Origin of the sequence: Pseudomonas alliivorans (assembly GCF_017826695.1) — a bacterium.
In the GTDB taxonomy this organism is placed as follows: Bacteria; Pseudomonadota; Gammaproteobacteria; order Pseudomonadales; family Pseudomonadaceae; genus Aquipseudomonas; species Aquipseudomonas alliivorans.
The window spans coordinates 216,625-230,944 of the sequence record NZ_JAFFZW010000005.1 but is presented as its reverse complement, the minus strand read 5'-3'; the positions used below and the strand labels follow the sequence as shown (position 1 = coordinate 230,944).

Below are 14,320 nucleotides of genomic sequence, written 5' to 3'. Positions count from 1 at the left end.
AGTGGCAACGTACGATCTGTCAGCCACCGAATTCATCGACGAGCAAGACTGTGCCTACCAGCCCCACTTCTCTGTTCCATGTCACTCCGTTCACACCAGCGTCCGGCCTGGGCAACCCGCATCTGCAAACACTGTGGGGGCCGCTGTGGCGCAAGCGGACGTTGCTGGCGCGCACGCGTGAACGGATGTGGCTGCAGGACGGGGACTTTCTCGACATGGACTGGCATGGGCCGCATCGGGTCGATGCGCCGCTGGTGCTGGTGCTGCATGGCCTGACCGGTTCATCGAACTCGCCTTATGTGGCCGGCCTGCAGAAAGCGCTCGCGACGCAGGGTTGGGCAAGTGTGGCGTTGAACTGGCGCGGCTGCTCCGGCGAGCCGAACCTGCTGTCGCGCAGTTACCATTCCGGCGCAAGCGAAGACCTGGCCGAAGTCATCGCGCACCTCAGATCACTGCGCCCTCTGGCGCCGCTCTATGCCGTGGGTTATTCGCTGGGTGGCAATGTGCTGCTCAAGTACCTGGGTGAATCCGGCGCGAACAGTGAGTTGCTCGGCGCAGTAGCGGTCTCGGTACCGTTTCGGCTGGATGAGTGCGCCAATCGGATCGGACAGGGGTTCTCCAAGGTTTATCAGCGGCACTTCATGCGTGAGATGCTGGCCTACATCCGCGACAAGCAGAACCGCTTCCAGAACGAAGGTCTCAGCGAAGGGCTGGCGGAACTGGCAGCGCTGGGCTCTCTGGAAAACATGCGCACCTTCTGGAACTTCGATGGTCGGGTGACAGCGCCACTGCACGGTTTTACCGATGCCCAGGATTATTACCGCAAAGCCTCGAGCCGCTATTACCTGGGCCAGATTCAGACGCCGACGTTGATCATCCAGTCAGCGGACGACCCCTTCGTCTTCCCGCACAGCCTGCCCGAGCCTGAGGAGCTTTCACCCTGCACGGAGTTCGAACTGCAAGCCAAGGGAGGACATGTCGGGTTCGTCGAGGGCTCGCTGCGCAATCCGGGCTATTACCTGGAGCGACGCATTCCACTGTGGCTAAGCATCGCCCACGAACGGGATAACCCTTACCTGAGCTGACGCCGAATCAACCTGCGCCTGTGGCGATTTCACGCGTCGGATCGGTGATCCAGTCGCTCCACGAACCGGCATACAGCGTCCCCAGTGGATAGCCGGCCAGGCACAGTGCGAACAGGTTATGACAGGCGGTGACACCCGATCCGCAGTATGAAACCAGACTTTGCGCAGGTCGCCCTTGGAGCTGCTCGGCAAATCGCTGCTTGAGCTGCTCGGGCGGCAGAAAACGTCCGTCAGTCCCAAGGTTCTCATTGAACGCGGCGCATTGCGCACCGGGAATATGCCCGGCAATCGGGTCGATGGGCTCGACTTCTCCACGAAAACGGGCTTCGGCACGGGCATCGATCAGGGTCATTTCCGGGCGGCCCAGACGGCCTTGCAGACGGCTGGCACTGAGCACCAGCGACATGTCCGGCTCACCCGTGAAATCGCCCGTTTCGCCGCGCGGCGCATCCAGGCTCAGCGGCAGACCCGCCGCATGCCACGCCTTGAGGCCGCCGTCCAGCAGGTACACACCTTCGCGCTTGCCCAGCCAAGTCAACAGCCACCACGCGCGAGCGGCGTACATGCCGGGCCCGTCGTCATAGAGCACGATATCGCTGTCATTGCAGATGCCCCACGTCCGGAGCCTTTCCACCAGCGTGGCAGGGTCCGGCAGCGGATGACGGCCCGTCCTGCCTTTCACGACCGGACCGCTGAGGTCACGGTTCAAGTCTGCAAACCGGGCGCCGTCGATGTGACCCTGCGCATAACTGCGCTGTCCGTAATCAGGGTCTTCCAGAGCGAACCTGCAATCGAGAATCACCAGCCCCGGCGTTTGCTGACGAACCGCCAGTTGTTCAGGGCCAATCAGTTGCGCGATGGACATGACAAACTCCTGTGACAGAAAACCGGATAATCAGGCACTTCACCGCTCGCTCACACCAGCACCTTGTGCAATGGCGCATGAAACGCCTGACACAACGCATCGAACGCCTCGCGGGCCTGCGGCGCGATAAAGCCTGACTCAAGCATAAGCACCTGATAGACACCGCGTCGAATGGCGTCTTCGTTCAAGTGCTCGGAGTTTTCCCGTGCCGTGCACAGAAAGCGCACCCACGACGTCAGCACAATCCAGGTATTGAGGCTGGTCCACTCAATCTGCGATTCATCCATCTGCAGAATGCCCGCATCGATGAAACCTCGGTAGATGGCCATCGCCTGAACCAGACAACGCTGGGAAAACAATCGATAACGCGCCGCCAACTCCGGATCGGCACCCAACAAATGCTCCAGATCACGGTGCAGAAAACGGTAGCGCCACATGCCGTCGAGTATCGCCAGAAAATAATCGCGCTTGTCTTCAATGTCTGGCAGGCGATCCTGAGTAGGCATCAGAAAACTTTTTACCAGCGCTTCGTACTGACCGAACAATTCGGCGATGATCGCCTGCTTGTTGGGGAAGTGGTAATAAAGGTTGCCCGGAGAGATTTCCATGTGGGCCGCAATGTGATTGGTCGTCACGTTACGCTCGCCTTGTTGATTGAACAGCTCGAGGCTGACCTGAACGATACGCTCTCGGGTTTTAGTGCGTGGTGCCATGCTTGCCTGAACCGCTCGAGTACTGATGAGATGTTGCCGATAGTAGCGCAAGCGCATCATCGGCGAACATCACGCGGTCTGATTGTCGGCTATGGCTCAGGCGAATGTTGACTTTATAGAGCAATGACTCTAAAAAACTCGTTAACGACTCATCGGAAGAGACCATGCTGGCGGAACACACTATTCATCAGAATGACCATGTGCTTCAGGCCATGACCGCAGCCTTCTCGGCACAGCAGGCCGCCTTCGCGGCCAATCCGATGCCGCCTCTGGGACAGCGCCTGCAATGGCTCAAACACCTGGAAACGATGGTAAGCGTCCATCGACAGGAGCTGATCAAGGCCATCGACCAGGACTTTGGCCACCGCAGCGCCGATGAAACATTGCTGGCCGAACTGCTGCCCAGCCTGCTGGGAATCCGCGATGCGCTCAGGCAGTTGAAACGCTGGATGAAACCCTCGCACCGCCGCGTAGGCCTGGCGTTTCAACCGGCCTCGGCAAAGGTTGTCTACCAACCGCTGGGCGTGATCGGGGTGATCGTGCCCTGGAATTATCCCCTGTTCCTCGCCATCGGCCCGCTGACCGGAGCGCTGGCGGCAGGCAACCGGGTGATGCTGAAATTGAGCGAGTCGACACCCGCCACAGGCGAACTGCTCAAGCGCCTGTTCGGCCGTATATTTCCAGAAGACCTGGTCACCATCGTGCAGGGCGAAGCCGAGGTCGGTATGGCGTTTTCGCGCCTGCCATTCAATCACCTGCTGTTTACCGGCGCGACCAGCGTTGGCAGACACGTGATGCGGGCCGCAGCCGAAAACCTGACACCGGTCACGCTGGAATTGGGCGGCAAGTCGCCTGCGATCATTTCCCATGACGTACCGCTTGAAGACGCCGCAGAGCGCATCGCCTTCGGCAAGACACTCAATGCGGGTCAGACCTGCATCGCCCCCGATTACGTGCTGGTGCCAGAGGACCGCGTGAACGGATTCGTCGACGCCTACCGGCAGGCAGTCAAACGTTTTTATCCCACACTGATCGATAATCCGGACTACACCGCGATCATCAACGACCGCCAGTTCACTCGACTGACTCGCTACAAGGATGACGCTGCCAGCAAAGGCGCAACCCTCATCTCCTTTTATGAACAGGGCCAGGACAGACGCATGCCGTTCAGCGTGCTGTTGAATGTCAGTGACGAGATGCTGGTCATGCAGGACGAGATTTTCGGCCCCCTGCTGCCTGTCGTGCCGTACCGAAAAATCGAAGATGCCTACGCCTACATCAATCGGCGCCCTCGCCCGCTGGCGCTTTATTACTTCGGCTACAACAAGGCAGAACAGCAACAGGTGCTGGAACGCACTCATTCCGGGGGCGTTTGCCTCAACGACACCTTGATGCACGCCGCTCAGGACGATTTGCCCTTTGGCGGCATCGGCCCGTCAGGCATGGGCAATTACCATGGGCGCGAGGGCTTCATCACGTTCAGTCAGGCCAAGGCAGTGTTCATCAAGCAGCGCTTCAACGCAGCACGACTGATTTATCCGCCATACGGACGTGCGATTCAACGCTGGGTTTATAAACTCTTTTTGCATTGATCAAAACGCACTGCACGCCTGTAAACAGGGTCTTTTGGACCGAAGATGGCCGATTATCGGCGTAATACGCTCTTTGATGCCCGCTGCGTGGCTTGGCCCATCGGGTAGGCTGCGATACCATCCGAGTCCCACAACGGACTCCGACCAGGACGACGCGATGAACCGAGTGTTGTACCCAGGCACCTTCGACCCTATTACCAAGGGCCATGGAGATCTGGTCGAGCGCGCCTCGCGCCTGTTCGACCAAGTGGTCATTGCCGTTGCCGCCAGCCCCAAGAAAAACCCGCTGTTTCCCCTGGAACAACGTGTCGAACTGGCACGCGAGGTCACCAAACACTTGCCTAACGTCGAAGTCGTGGGTTTCTCCACGCTACTGGCGCATTTCGCCAAGGAGCAGGGCGCCAATGTGTTTCTGCGTGGGCTGCGCGCCGTGTCGGACTTCGAGTACGAGTTTCAACTGGCCAACATGAATCGCCAGCTGGCCCCGGACGTCGAAAGCCTGTTCCTCACTCCGTCCGAGCGCTACTCGTTCATTTCCTCGACGTTAGTGCGTGAAATCGCGGCGTTGGGCGGCGATATCACCAAGTTCGTGCATCCCGCAGTCGCACAGGCGTTGACCGAGCGCTTCAAGCGATAGCACAAGGCTGGAACGTGCAGGTGCAACCCGAGGACTAATGCGGCACAATTCGCCGCATTGGTTTCTATATGCCTCGGCGTCGGCCGCGGCTGGAGCATTTCATGTCCCTTATCATCACCGACGATTGCATCAACTGCGACGTCTGCGAACCCGAGTGCCCGAACGAGGCGATTTCACAAGGCGAGGAGATCTACGTGATCAATCCGAACCTGTGCACCGAATGCGTGGGCCACTACGACGAACCACAATGCCAGCAGGTCTGCCCTGTGGATTGCATCCCGCTGGATGAAAATCACGTCGAGAGCAAGGAACAACTGATGGACAAGTACCGGATCATCACCAGCAAGGTGGTCTAGTTCGCCGTCGTTACTCCTGCTTGCCGTAACCGTCGCCCGTACACCCCAGACAACGCACGAAGGCCGACTTGCCAGGGTCGACCACCAGCGCCTTGGCGGTCGCTTTGAAATTGCCGCCCGCCGCCGCAAACGGAGCTGCGATGACGAACAGTCCTGTGCCGATCACGGTGGCAGCAATCAACAACGGGCGCGCGATCAGCAGATCACCGACCATGGCGAACACGGGTGGATTCTGGATGGTGTAAACGGGGTTGCCGCTGCCTGCGGGAATATCCGCTGCAATGGCGGGCACCGCCTGCAGGCCGAAGAGCAGCGCCAACGTGGCAGCAAGAATGCGAAACGGGCTCATAGCGTGGTCCTTCAGGCGTGGCGTTGAGGTTTTGCCCATCACTATAAACAGCGATGAGGGTTAAGCAAGGGGCCTTGATGTTTCAAGACCCTGCCCTGTTCTCAGCGCTGACACTTGGGGCAATACACACTTGCACGTTGCCCCAGCTTGATTTCACGCAATGTCGAGCCGCAGACCTTGCACGGCTGATCGGCACGTCCGTACACGAACAATTCCTGCTGAAAATAGCCCGGCTTGCCGTCACCGCCGATGAAATCACGCAGCGTGGTGCCTCCCCGCTCGATGGCGTAGGCCAGGATGCGCTTGATCTCGATGGCGAGCTTGAGATAACGCGCCCGGGAAATACTTTTTGCCTCACGACGCGGATCGATTCCGGCCGCAAACAGGGCTTCGGTCGCGTAGATATTGCCCACGCCAACCACCACCGCGTTGTCCATGATGAATGGCTTGACGGCAATCGACTTGCCCCGGGAACGCTCATAGAGACGTTCGCCATCGAACAGGTCGGTGAGCGGCTCGGGACCCAGACGAATCAGCAGTTCATGGGCATGCGGATCCAGACTCCAGAGCATGGCACCGAAACGCCGTGGATCGGTGTAACGCAAGGCGAGACCCGACTCCAGTTCGATGTCCACGTGCTCATGCTTGAGCGCAGGCAGACCGGCTTCAACCAGACGCAAATTGCCTGACATGCCGAGGTGGCTGATCAAGGTGCCGACCTCGGCCTGAATCAGCAGGTATTTGGCGCGGCGATTGACCTGGACGATGCGTTGCCCCGAAAGGCGGATATCGAGGTCTTCGGGGATCGGCCAGCGCAGACGGCTGTCACGCACGATAACGCGGCTGACGCGCTGCCCTTCGAGATGGGGCGCAATGCCGCGTCGGGTGGTTTCGACTTCAGGTAATTCAGGCATGGATAACTCGGTCGTGCAGAAAGGGAAAAACGGGCGATGAGCGGAATCAGTGAGCGCCCAGCTCGCGGATGCTTTCCCTCAAGTATTCAAAGTCGTACTCGGACAGGCCAACGTAGTCCAGCACCAGCGCACCGATGCTTTCCCACTCGTGATCCTCTTCCTGATTGCCCAGCACACGATAGGACTGACAGATGTGCTCAGCCATCTTCAGCGGTGCCAGCAGGTTCTTGAGTGTCGCGTTACGACTGGAGTCGTCCTGAAAGATCGTCAGGGCGTTGTGATGGTTGGCAATGGCTTCGGTGACATGATCCGGCAATCGCCACGACTTGGCGGTGTAATAACCGACCACCGAATGGTTGGTGTCGAACGCCTCGTTTTCGGTATCCACCACACGGCATTCAGGCCCCGCATTGGCGTAGGCGCTTTCAAGCACATTCATGTAGTCCGGAAAACGCTTGATCATCAGCGGAATGCCGCAGTCATGAAACAGCCCCAACGCGTAGGACTCATCCACCGCCTGCGAGCCGATGCGCTTGGCCAGCGTCAGACTGGTCATCGCCACGTCCTGCGCGGTATCCCAGAAACGGTTGAGGGTCACGATGGTTTCATCGCTCATCTCACCCTTGATCGACTGGGCGTTGATCAGGTTGATGACGGTGCGACTGCCCAGCAGATTCACGGCCTTCTGGATCGAGGCGATCTTGTTGGACAGGCCGTAATGAGGCGAGTTGACGATCTTCAGCAGCGCCCCGGAAAGGCCGGGATCCTGGGCAATCAGCCGCGCGATCACACCCAGGTCGGGGTCGGGCATGTACTGTTCCATCTGCAGGTCCACCATGATCTGCGGCTGCGGGGGCACGCTGATGCCCTGCAACGCTTGCTGGATCTGCTCGGGTGTTAGCTCTGGAGGCATAGGTATTTACTCGAAGGCATGAAGGGATTCTGCCCCCTCCTCAGGCAACGGTCCATCACCTTCGTTGCTCATTTTCTCGGAACTTTGGCCTGGCGACAGCTTCGGACTCTGTGTAACCGACGCAGGCTCGGCCTCACAAAGGCCAGCAATGCGCCATCCCTAGGCAAAAGACTGGAGGACCCCATGTCCAACGCACTGAATGGCAAACGCATCGCAATTCTTGTAACCGATGGTTTCGAGCAGGTCGAACTGACCGGCCCCAAGGAAGCTCTGGAGCAGGCGGGTGCCAAAGTAGAAATCCTTTCGAGCCAGGACGGTAATGTCAAAGGCTGGAATCACGACAAGCCTGCTGACGACTTTGCTGTGGACGGCACGTTCAAGTCCGCCAACGCGAGCAGCTATGACGGCATCGTTCTACCTGGCGGTGTGCAGAACTCCGACACCATCCGTCTGGACAGCGATGCTCAGCAACTCGTCAAGGATGCCAGCGCCTCCGGCAAGCCACTGGCAGTCATCTGTCACGGCGGCTGGCTGCTGATCTCCGCTGGACTGGTCAAGGGCAAGACCATGACCAGCTTCAAGACGCTGAAAGACGACCTGGTCAATGCCGGCGCCAACTGGGTCGATCAGGAAGTGGTTACCGACGGCACGCTGATCAGCAGCCGCCAGCCCGATGACATTCCGGCGTTCAACAACAAGTTGATTGAAGCACTGTCGGCATAAGCGAACGTGTTAATTATTGTCATCCCGGCGCGCAACCGGGATGACGCGCTATAATCCCGCTCTTTTTTCCGGAGCGACGTCATGTCCCTGCCTAGCTTGCGCCTCAAAGCCAACGCCGACCGTCGCCTGCGCGCCGGCCATCTGTGGGTCTACAGCAATGAAATCGATGTAGCCGCCACCCCTCTTCACGGCTTTGCGGCTGGCGATCAAGCCATTCTCGAAGCCGCTGGCGGCAAGCCGTTGGGCATCGTCGCCATGAGCCCCAACAATCTGATCTGCGCCCGCCTGCTGTCGCGCGACATCAAGTTGCCGCTGGACAAATCCCTTCTGGTCCATCGCTTGAACGTGGCTCTGTCGCTGCGTGACCGCCTGTTCGACAAGCCCTTCTATCGTCTTGTCTACGGTGACTCCGACTTGCTGCCGGGCCTGGTAGTGGATCGTTTCGGTGACATCCTTGTCGTGCAACTGGCTTCGGCCACCATGGAGCACCATAAGGACGACGTGATTGCCGCACTGGTCCAGGTGCTCAAGCCAAGCGGCATCCTGTTCAAGAACGACTCGGCCGCCCGCGATGCCGAAGGCTTGAACCGTTACGTGGAAACCGTGTTCGGCCTGGTCCCCGAGTGGGTGGCGCTGGAAGAGAACGGCGTGCAATTCGAAGCACCGGTCATGGCTGGCCAGAAGACTGGCTGGTTCTACGACCACCGCATGAACCGTGCGCGTCTGGCCCCGTACGTCAAAGGCAAGCGCGTACTGGACCTGTACAGCTACATCGGCGGCTGGGGGATTCAGGCTGCGGCCTTCGGCGCCAGCGATGTGACCTGCGTCGACGCCTCGTCCTTCGCCCTCGATGGCGTGGAACGCAACGCAGCGCTGAATGGTTTTGCCGAAAAGCTGACCTGCATCGAAGGTGACGTGTTTGAAGCCCTGAAAGAGCTGAAGGCGGGCGAAGAGCGCTTCGACGTGATCGTTGCCGATCCGCCTGCGTTCATCAAGCGCAAGAAAGACATGAAAAACGGCGAAGGCGCCTACCGCCGCCTGAACGAGCAGGCCATGCGCCTGCTTACCAAGGACGGTATTCTGGTCAGCGCCTCGTGCTCGATGCACCTGCCTGAAGATGACCTGCAGAACATCCTGCTGACCAGCGCCCGCCACCTGGACCGTAACATCCAGTTGCTGGAACGTGGCGGTCAGGGTCCCGATCATCCGGTCCATCCGGCCATTGCCGAAACACGCTACATCAAGAGCATTACCTGCCGGTTGCTGCCCAACAGTTGATCGCGCGATCGGGCCAGCGACGCGCTGGCCCGATCCACGACCTCCCCTGCGATCCCGTTTCGGCGTGGCGCCGCCTTACCTGAACATATCTCGAAACACCCACACCCACAGGCGATAATTAAATATCGCTCTGCGCTTTTTCTCGCTGATAAATTGTCATCGTCCTGCAAGCGAACACCCACATGATCGCGAAGCAAGGGACGACTCAAAATGGACTTTGTTTAATTTAAATGGATTTAAATCATGATCGACCCTAACTATGTTGACTACATTCGCGATGACCTGAAAAAGATGGTGGCCGACCAGCTGTCCAAAGGCCTGCTTTCCGAAGAGGGTGCCGGCCTGATTCACCATGTCGTCGACGCGCCAGCGGCCTCCGATGACGATGGCATCACCATCGGCCAGTTCCTCATGCCTCAGCACGGTGGCATCAACCTTTCACGCCTGTTCGTGATTCGCGGCCCGTCCGGCCAGCACATCCTTTATGTCCCCGAGCAACCTGCGGCACCCACCAATCGCATTTTTCATGAAAATCACGACTGGGTACGCACCGCGAACATACTGGTTCAGTTCCTGGGCAAACCCGGCGGACTGGAATATATGCTCGACCTGGTGCAGGAAGATCAACGCCATCACGTCGCCGACTACTTCGAAGAAATCACTCGCCTGCCTTCTTCGTGGAGACCGGAGGCCATGATGCTCCAGCCTGTGAGCGGCGAGACGTATCTGCATCAGATCCAGGCCATCGTGAGGCGCTAACCGGTCACGCACGATAAACCCGTCGCCGACAGGGCCCTGTCGGCGACTTCCGTCATACCGTTTCGCCCCCCCTCAATATTTCATTCGGCGTGCATGAGCCTGCCAAAGCACCACAGTGCCGCATTACCTGTGCGCAATGTGTCCCCCGGCCCATCAGCGGTGTAGAATCGGCCGTATTCATCGCCAGTCATCCCCGGCGGGTTTATGAGCTCAGGCCGAGTACACGGTGATCCCGTGGTTTTCGGTTTCTTCGCTGCCTCCGGTCACTGCCGCTTGCAAGCGACGTCAATAGAAGCTCACTCCCTTCCTGATCAGCCTTATTTTGCCGGAGTGCTCCAATGCCTGATTACCGCTCGAAAACGTCCACCCACGGCCGCAACATGGCCGGCGCCCGTGCCCTTTGGCGCGCAACGGGCATGAAGGACGAAGATTTCAAGAAACCGATCATCGCCATCGCCAACTCGTTCACCCAGTTCGTACCGGGCCATGTTCACCTGAAAGACATGGGTCAACTGGTGGCTCGCGAAGTCGAACGCGCCGGTGGTGTGGCCAAGGAATTCAATACCATTGCGGTAGACGACGGCATCGCCATGGGCCATGACGGCATGCTGTATTCGCTGCCGAGCCGCGAGATCATTGCCGACTCCGTGGAATACATGGTCAACGCCCACTGTGCGGACGCCATCGTCTGTATCTCCAACTGCGACAAGATCACCCCCGGCATGCTGATGGCCTCATTGCGCCTCAACATCCCGGTGATCTTCGTTTCCGGCGGACCGATGGAAGCGGGCAAGACCAAGCTGGCCAGTCACGGGCTGGATCTGGTCGATGCCATGGTGATCGCCGCCGACTCGACAGCCAGCGATGAAAAAGTCGCCGAGTACGAGCGCAGCGCCTGTCCAACATGCGGTTCGTGCTCGGGCATGTTCACCGCCAACTCCATGAACTGCCTGACCGAAGCACTGGGCCTGGCCTTGCCGGGCAATGGTTCGGCGCTCGCCACTCACAGTGACCGTGAGCAACTGTTCCTGCAGGCGGGCCGCACCATCGTCGACCTGTGCCGACAGTACTACACCCACAATGATGACTCGGTGCTGCCGCGCAACATCGCCAACTTCAAGGCGTTCGAGAACGCCATGACGCTGGATATCGCCATGGGCGGCTCGACCAACACCATCCTGCACTTGCTGGCCGCCGCTCAGGAAGCCGAGATCGACTTCGACCTGCGCCACATCGACCGCCTGTCCCGCAAGGTGCCGCAACTCTGCAAGGTCGCCCCGAACATCCAGAAATACCACATGGAAGACGTGCACCGCGCAGGCGGCATCTTCAGCATCCTCGGCGAACTGGCCCGCGGCGGCCTGCTGCACACCGACCTGCCGACCGTCCACAGCAAGACCCTGGCCGAAGGCATCGCCAAGTGGGACATCACCCAGACCACTGATGAAGCGGTTCACACCTTCTTCAAGGCTGGCCCTGCCGGCATCCCGACTCAGACCGCGTTCAGCCAGTCGACCCGCTGGGACAGCCTGGATGACGACCGTGAAAACGGCTGTATCCGCAGCGTCGCGCACGCCTACTCGCAGGAGGGCGGCCTGGCCGTGCTGTACGGCAACATCGCGCTGGATGGCTGCGTGGTTAAAACCGCAGGCGTCGATGAGTCGATCCACGTGTTCGAAGGCAACGCCAAGATCTTCGAAAGCCAGGACAGCGCCGTGCGCGGGATCCTGGCTGACGAAGTTAAAGCTGGCGACATCGTGATCATCCGCTATGAAGGCCCGAAAGGCGGTCCGGGCATGCAGGAAATGCTCTACCCGACGTCGTACCTGAAATCCAAAGGGCTGGGCAAGGATTGTGCGCTGCTCACCGATGGTCGTTTCTCGGGCGGCACCTCGGGCCTTTCCATCGGCCATGCATCGCCTGAAGCCGCTGCTGGCGGCGCAATTGGTCTGGTGCGCGATGGCGACAAGGTGCTGATCGACATTCCGAACCGCTCGATCAACCTGTTGATCGACGATGCTGAAATGGCCGAGCGCCGCGCCGAGCAGGACAAGAAAGGCTGGAAGCCGGTCGAATCGCGGCCCCGCAAGGTGACCACCGCGCTCAAGGCCTACGCTCTGCTGGCGACCAGTGCTGACAAGGGCGCTGTACGTGACAAGGCATTGCTGGACAAACTGGTACCGTAAAGCAGCATCGTCAAAGCAAAAAGCCCGGCAGAGATGCCGGGCTTTTTGTTGGGTGCAGGTGCCATCAAGCGCAGACGCAGAGCGCAGCCTCGATCACCTTCAACTCACTGAATCTCGTCCGGCTTGACGATCACCCAGTTCTTGTCGGCAGTGACCGGCAGCCCTTCCTTCGCCTGGGCTTCGGCGTTCTTCTTGATCATGCCGTTCAGCTGGGTCATGTATTTGTCTTTGCGGTTGATCCACACATGCACACCGCCTTTGCTGACGTCGACGCTGTGGAACAACATGTAGCCGTCACTTGTCGGGGTATCGCCACCTACCAGCACCGGTTTTTTCCATTCATCGATATAGGTCAGGATGGCCGCCTGCTTGCCAGCCATCCAGGTGGCCGGGGTCCACAGGTAAGGCGTCAGTTCCAGGCCCATGTTGCTTTTCGCGTCATACTTGCCTGCTGTGATCTGTTTGCGCGCCGTGGTCAGCTCGCCGTTTTTTTTGTCCTTGAGCAACAGCGATACGCCAATCACGTTCTCCGGTTTGACGTTGTAGCCGTACTTGGGATCAGAGGCGACCATGCGTACCAGTTCTTCGGATGCCGCGGTCACCACATAGACGTCGATGCCGTTTTCCATCAGCTTTTTGTACAACTCGGTTTGCCCGGTGAACACGCGTGGCGGCTCGACGTTGAGTTGTTTGACGGTATCGCCATCGTAATAGGTGGCAGGAATCGGCTTGCCGAGCGCCATCAGCTCGTCCACGTAGCCTTTGAGCTCCTGCAGGGTGAAGCCGGAAAACACCTGTGCGACCCAAGGGTAGCAGACCATGTCGTCGACTTCGCAGAGACGGTAGTAGTAGCTGAACAGGCTTTCCTTGTGCTCGGCAGTGTCCTTGAACGGGATCAGCTTCAGCGAAGGGTCGAGCTTCTCGCGGGTAATCAGGCCTTTGTTTTCCATGTAGGGCAACAGCGACTCTTCAAGGTCGAAGCGGTAGCTGGTGTTGTCCATGTCAAAGACCGCGTAGTTACCCTTGTTGGCGTTGGCGGCGATCATCGCATCGAGTGCTTTCGCGGCAGGCTCGGGCCAGTGCTTCAATTCAGTGGCGGCGAAAGCCTGACTGGCCAGCCCGACACAAAGCGCAGCAAACAGCATTTTTGGCACGAGTTTCATGGGCAAAGTCCCCTTCTCAAAAATTTGAAAGGCCAGACCGTAACAAAATATTATGAACGCAAAAGTGCGCGAGCGACCTTCGAGGCGTCGGAAGACGTCATTTACCCCACTGATCACGACAGCAAAACCAAAAACGACAGTTTTGTGACATTTTGTTTGCCGTCGCATCATCGCCGATGGCTCAGACCCGCTCCCACACCTCGAAGTTGTAGGCCGGCTTATCTTCGACAGGGGCGTTTTCGGTATTGCAAACCAGCTTCCATTGCGCCTGATCGAACTCGGGAAACCATGCATCGCCCTCCGGGCTCAGTGCCACCCGAGTCAGGTACAGACGATCCGCCTTGGCCAGGCCTTGCGCGTACAACTGCGCGCCGCCAATCAGCATGACTTCATTCACGCCCTGCTCGTGCGCCCACTCTTCGGCACGCACTACAGCGGCGTCCAGCGAAGCAAAAACCTCGGCCCCTTCAAGCTGAAGGTCTGTCTGGCGGCTGACCACCAGATTCAGACGGCCCGGCAGCGGACGGCCCAGCGAATCCCAAGTCTTGCGACCCATGATGATGGGCTTGCCGAGGGTGGTCGCCTTGAAGTATTTGAAATCCCCCGGCAGATGCCAGGGCATGGAATTGTCGACGCCGATCACTCGGTTTTCACCAAGGGCGGCAATCAGGCTGAGGGGGAGATGAGTAGTCATGCCGCGAGGATATCAGAGCGCGCCCCGCAAGCCACTGAACTGTTACACGCCGTGCTCAGTCCCATGACAGCGGTTATGCTCACCGCTGAATTC

Annotated in this window: 14 protein-coding genes and 1 pseudogene; 8 read left to right on the top strand and 7 right to left on the bottom strand. The window is 59.0% G+C overall.

The window, feature by feature from the left end; translation table 11 throughout:
• The first annotated feature begins 50 nt into the window (after positions 1-50).
• Positions 51-1,085 carry a hydrolase gene (locus JTJ32_RS15820; protein ID WP_210042594.1) on the top strand — a complete coding sequence of 345 codons (1,035 nt, stop codon included), beginning with the start codon at positions 51-53 and terminating at the stop codon, positions 1,083-1,085.
• Positions 1,086-1,092: 7 nt separating this feature from the next.
• On the opposite strand, the gene JTJ32_RS15815 is transcribed toward JTJ32_RS15820, so the two are convergent.
• Together JTJ32_RS15815 and JTJ32_RS15810 are read right to left on the bottom strand one after the other, a co-directional pair.
• A complete protein-coding gene (locus tag JTJ32_RS15815; protein ID WP_210042593.1) occupies positions 1,093-1,950 on the bottom strand; it encodes a sulfurtransferase in 858 nt (285 codons plus the stop codon).
• 50 nt (positions 1,951-2,000) lie between these two features.
• Positions 2,001-2,663, bottom strand: coding sequence for a TetR/AcrR family transcriptional regulator (locus JTJ32_RS15810; RefSeq protein WP_099229404.1), 663 nt, complete (start codon positions 2,661-2,663; stop codon positions 2,001-2,003).
• 155 nt (positions 2,664-2,818) lie between these two features.
• On the opposite strand from JTJ32_RS15810, the pseudogene JTJ32_RS15805 reads away from it, so the two are divergent.
• The 3 genes and pseudogenes from JTJ32_RS15805 to JTJ32_RS15795 form a co-directional block, all read left to right on the top strand.
• Positions 2,819-4,255, top strand: a pseudogene (locus JTJ32_RS15805) (coniferyl aldehyde dehydrogenase); the annotation flags it as partial.
• A 157-nt stretch (positions 4,256-4,412) separates the two neighbouring features.
• A complete protein-coding gene (gene coaD / locus JTJ32_RS15800; protein ID WP_024684715.1) occupies positions 4,413-4,892 on the top strand; it encodes a pantetheine-phosphate adenylyltransferase in 480 nt (159 codons plus the stop codon).
• 101 nt (positions 4,893-4,993) lie between these two features.
• A complete protein-coding gene (locus JTJ32_RS15795; RefSeq protein WP_004884423.1) occupies positions 4,994-5,248 on the top strand; it encodes a YfhL family 4Fe-4S dicluster ferredoxin in 255 nt (84 codons plus the stop codon).
• 10 nt (positions 5,249-5,258) lie between these two features.
• Here JTJ32_RS15795 and JTJ32_RS15790 read toward each other — a convergent pair whose 3' ends face one another.
• The 3 genes from JTJ32_RS15790 to JTJ32_RS15780 all read right to left on the bottom strand — a co-directional run bounded on the left by JTJ32_RS15790 (position 5,259) and on the right by JTJ32_RS15780 (position 7,370).
• Positions 5,259-5,597 (bottom strand): hypothetical protein, encoded by a 339-nt coding sequence (locus JTJ32_RS15790; protein WP_024684716.1) that lies wholly within the window; start codon positions 5,595-5,597, stop codon positions 5,259-5,261.
• Positions 5,598-5,698: 101 nt separating this feature from the next.
• A complete protein-coding gene (gene mutM, locus JTJ32_RS15785) occupies positions 5,699-6,511 on the bottom strand; it encodes a bifunctional DNA-formamidopyrimidine glycosylase/DNA-(apurinic or apyrimidinic site) lyase (protein ID WP_099229402.1) in 813 nt (270 codons plus the stop codon).
• Positions 6,512-6,557: 46 nt separating this feature from the next.
• A complete protein-coding gene (locus tag JTJ32_RS15780) occupies positions 6,558-7,370 on the bottom strand; it encodes an HDOD domain-containing protein (protein ID WP_180274404.1) in 813 nt (270 codons plus the stop codon).
• Between the two features lie 237 nt (positions 7,371-7,607).
• On the opposite strand from JTJ32_RS15780, the gene JTJ32_RS15775 reads away from it, so the two are divergent.
• The 4 genes from JTJ32_RS15775 to ilvD all read left to right on the top strand — a co-directional run bounded on the left by JTJ32_RS15775 (position 7,608) and on the right by ilvD (position 12,370).
• Complete coding sequence (locus JTJ32_RS15775; protein WP_099229400.1) at positions 7,608-8,147, top strand: type 1 glutamine amidotransferase domain-containing protein; 540 nt, start codon at positions 7,608-7,610, stop codon at positions 8,145-8,147.
• Between the two features lie 81 nt (positions 8,148-8,228).
• Positions 8,229-9,425: a class I SAM-dependent rRNA methyltransferase gene (locus JTJ32_RS15770; RefSeq protein ID WP_099229399.1), complete on the top strand. Its 1,197-nt coding sequence runs from the start codon at positions 8,229-8,231 to the stop codon at positions 9,423-9,425.
• Between the two features lie 243 nt (positions 9,426-9,668).
• Positions 9,669-10,184 (top strand): dermonecrotic toxin domain-containing protein, encoded by a 516-nt coding sequence (locus JTJ32_RS15765; protein WP_099229398.1) that lies wholly within the window; start codon positions 9,669-9,671, stop codon positions 10,182-10,184.
• Between the two features lie 338 nt (positions 10,185-10,522).
• A complete protein-coding gene (ilvD, locus tag JTJ32_RS15760; RefSeq protein WP_184321932.1) occupies positions 10,523-12,370 on the top strand; it encodes a dihydroxy-acid dehydratase in 1,848 nt (615 codons plus the stop codon).
• A 104-nt stretch (positions 12,371-12,474) separates the two neighbouring features.
• Here ilvD and JTJ32_RS15755 read toward each other — a convergent pair whose 3' ends face one another.
• Together JTJ32_RS15755 and JTJ32_RS15750 are read right to left on the bottom strand one after the other, a co-directional pair.
• Complete coding sequence (locus JTJ32_RS15755; protein WP_099229396.1) at positions 12,475-13,533, bottom strand: HAD family hydrolase; 1,059 nt, start codon at positions 13,531-13,533, stop codon at positions 12,475-12,477.
• Positions 13,534-13,714: 181 nt separating this feature from the next.
• Positions 13,715-14,227, bottom strand: a complete 513-nt coding sequence (locus JTJ32_RS15750) for a dihydrofolate reductase (RefSeq protein ID WP_099229395.1) — start codon at positions 14,225-14,227, stop codon at positions 13,715-13,717.
• Positions 14,228-14,320: the final 93 nt, after the last annotated feature.

What these genes read in the sequence shown, in the direction of transcription:
- JTJ32_RS15815 (WP_210042593.1), bottom strand. Translation starts at nt 1,950, where the DNA reads ATGTCCATCGCGCAACTGATTGGCCCTGAACAACTGGCGGTTCGTCAG.
- JTJ32_RS15810 (WP_099229404.1), bottom strand. Translation starts at nt 2,663, where the DNA reads ATGGCACCACGCACTAAAACCCGAGAGCGTATCGTTCAGGTCAGCCTC.
- coaD (WP_024684715.1), top strand. Translation starts at nt 4,413, where the DNA reads ATGAACCGAGTGTTGTACCCAGGCACCTTCGACCCTATTACCAAGGGC.
- JTJ32_RS15795 (WP_004884423.1), top strand. Translation starts at nt 4,994, where the DNA reads ATGTCCCTTATCATCACCGACGATTGCATCAACTGCGACGTCTGCGAA.
- JTJ32_RS15790 (WP_024684716.1), bottom strand. Translation starts at nt 5,597, where the DNA reads ATGAGCCCGTTTCGCATTCTTGCTGCCACGTTGGCGCTGCTCTTCGGC.
- mutM (WP_099229402.1), bottom strand. Translation starts at nt 6,511, where the DNA reads ATGCCTGAATTACCTGAAGTCGAAACCACCCGACGCGGCATTGCGCCC.
- JTJ32_RS15775 (WP_099229400.1), top strand. Translation starts at nt 7,608, where the DNA reads ATGTCCAACGCACTGAATGGCAAACGCATCGCAATTCTTGTAACCGAT.
- JTJ32_RS15770 (WP_099229399.1), top strand. Translation starts at nt 8,229, where the DNA reads ATGTCCCTGCCTAGCTTGCGCCTCAAAGCCAACGCCGACCGTCGCCTG.
- JTJ32_RS15765 (WP_099229398.1), top strand. Translation starts at nt 9,669, where the DNA reads ATGATCGACCCTAACTATGTTGACTACATTCGCGATGACCTGAAAAAG.
- ilvD (WP_184321932.1), top strand. Translation starts at nt 10,523, where the DNA reads ATGCCTGATTACCGCTCGAAAACGTCCACCCACGGCCGCAACATGGCC.
- JTJ32_RS15755 (WP_099229396.1), bottom strand. Translation starts at nt 13,533, where the DNA reads ATGAAACTCGTGCCAAAAATGCTGTTTGCTGCGCTTTGTGTCGGGCTG.
- JTJ32_RS15750 (WP_099229395.1), bottom strand. Translation starts at nt 14,227, where the DNA reads ATGACTACTCATCTCCCCCTCAGCCTGATTGCCGCCCTTGGTGAAAAC.